This is a genomic window from Streptomyces sp. NPDC044061 (assembly GCF_056434305.1).
In genome coordinates this window covers 1-1,091 of record NZ_JBWKFL010000195.1, presented here as the reverse complement: position 1 = coordinate 1,091, position 1,091 = coordinate 1, and the positions used below count along the sequence as shown (strand labels likewise).

General features: G+C 66.4%; 2 protein-coding genes. Both read right to left on the bottom strand.

Translation table 11 applies throughout. From position 1 onward, the window contains the following. A partial coding sequence (locus AC07CM_RS51055) for an IS3 family transposase (RefSeq protein ID WP_478883384.1) occupies nucleotides 1–707 on the bottom strand: 707 nt, incomplete at its 3' end. 5 nt (nucleotides 708–712) lie between these two features. After that, nucleotides 713–1,021: a transposase gene (locus AC07CM_RS51050; RefSeq protein WP_478883383.1), complete on the bottom strand. Its 309-nt coding sequence runs from the start codon at nucleotides 1,019–1,021 to the stop codon at nucleotides 713–715. Nucleotides 1,022–1,091: the final 70 nt, after the last annotated feature.

The window sequence follows — 1,091 nt, the reverse complement described above, 5'->3', positions numbered from 1 at the left end:
TCGGCTGCGGCGTTATCATAGCATATGCCGGTTCTTCCCATGCTCTGCCGCAGGTTCAACTTCCTTACCTCGCATCGGAATTCGCTGCTTGTGTACTCGCTGCCGCGATCGGTGTGCATGATGCAGCCGGGCTGAAGCTCGCCGCGGCCGGCGGCCATGCGCAGGGCGTCGGTGACCAGTTCGGCCCGGTGGTGGTCAGCCATCGCGTATCCGATCACCTCGCGGGTCGCCAGGTCGATGACGGTCGCCAGGTACCACCAGCCCTCGATCGTCGGCAGATACGTGATGTCGCCGACCAGTTTCGTGCCGGGTTTCTTGGCGGTGAAGTCGCGGCCGACCAGGTCCGGGGCCGGGGCGGCCTTGGTGTCCTGCCTCGTCAGGTGGCGGCGCCGGCGGCGGGTGATCCCGCGGATGTCACGCTCGCGCATGATCCGCTCGACTCTCTTCCGGTTGATGCCGTGGCCCCTGCGCCGCAGCTCGGCGTGCACCCGCGGGACGCCGTACGCGCCACGGGAAGCAGCGTGGATCTCGCGAATACGACCGGCCAACTCGTCCTCAATGCACCGTCGTTCGGCGACGGCCGGCCGCGCAGCGAGCCACGAGTAGTAGGTGGAGCGGTTGATGCCCAGGACGCGACACAGCCGCGCAACGCTGTAGCCATCGGGGTTCGCCTCGGTGGCCTTCTCCGCATCGATGAAGAGACACACCGCGCCTACTTCACGATCTCCTTCGCGAAGAAGGCCGCGGCTTTTACCAAGATCTCATTCGCCTTCTTGACCTCGGCCAGCTCGCGGCGAACGCGACGCAACTCCTCGCGCTCATCCGTCGTCAGCGCGCCCGCCGGCCCCTCGCCCCGGTCGGTCCTGTCCTGCTTGACCCAGCCCCGCAGCCCCTCGGGGCTCACTCCCAGCTCCCGGGCAATCTCCGTAACGTTCCGATGCGGCGAGGACCGGACGAGCGCGATCGCGTCCCGCTTGAACTCGGCCGTATACCGCTTGCTCATGTTGCTCTTGCCACTCACTATCTGGACTGCTTCCTCCGGGACTCAACCGTCCCAGTATCAGGCTGTCCAGTTCAGCGGGGGAACTTCA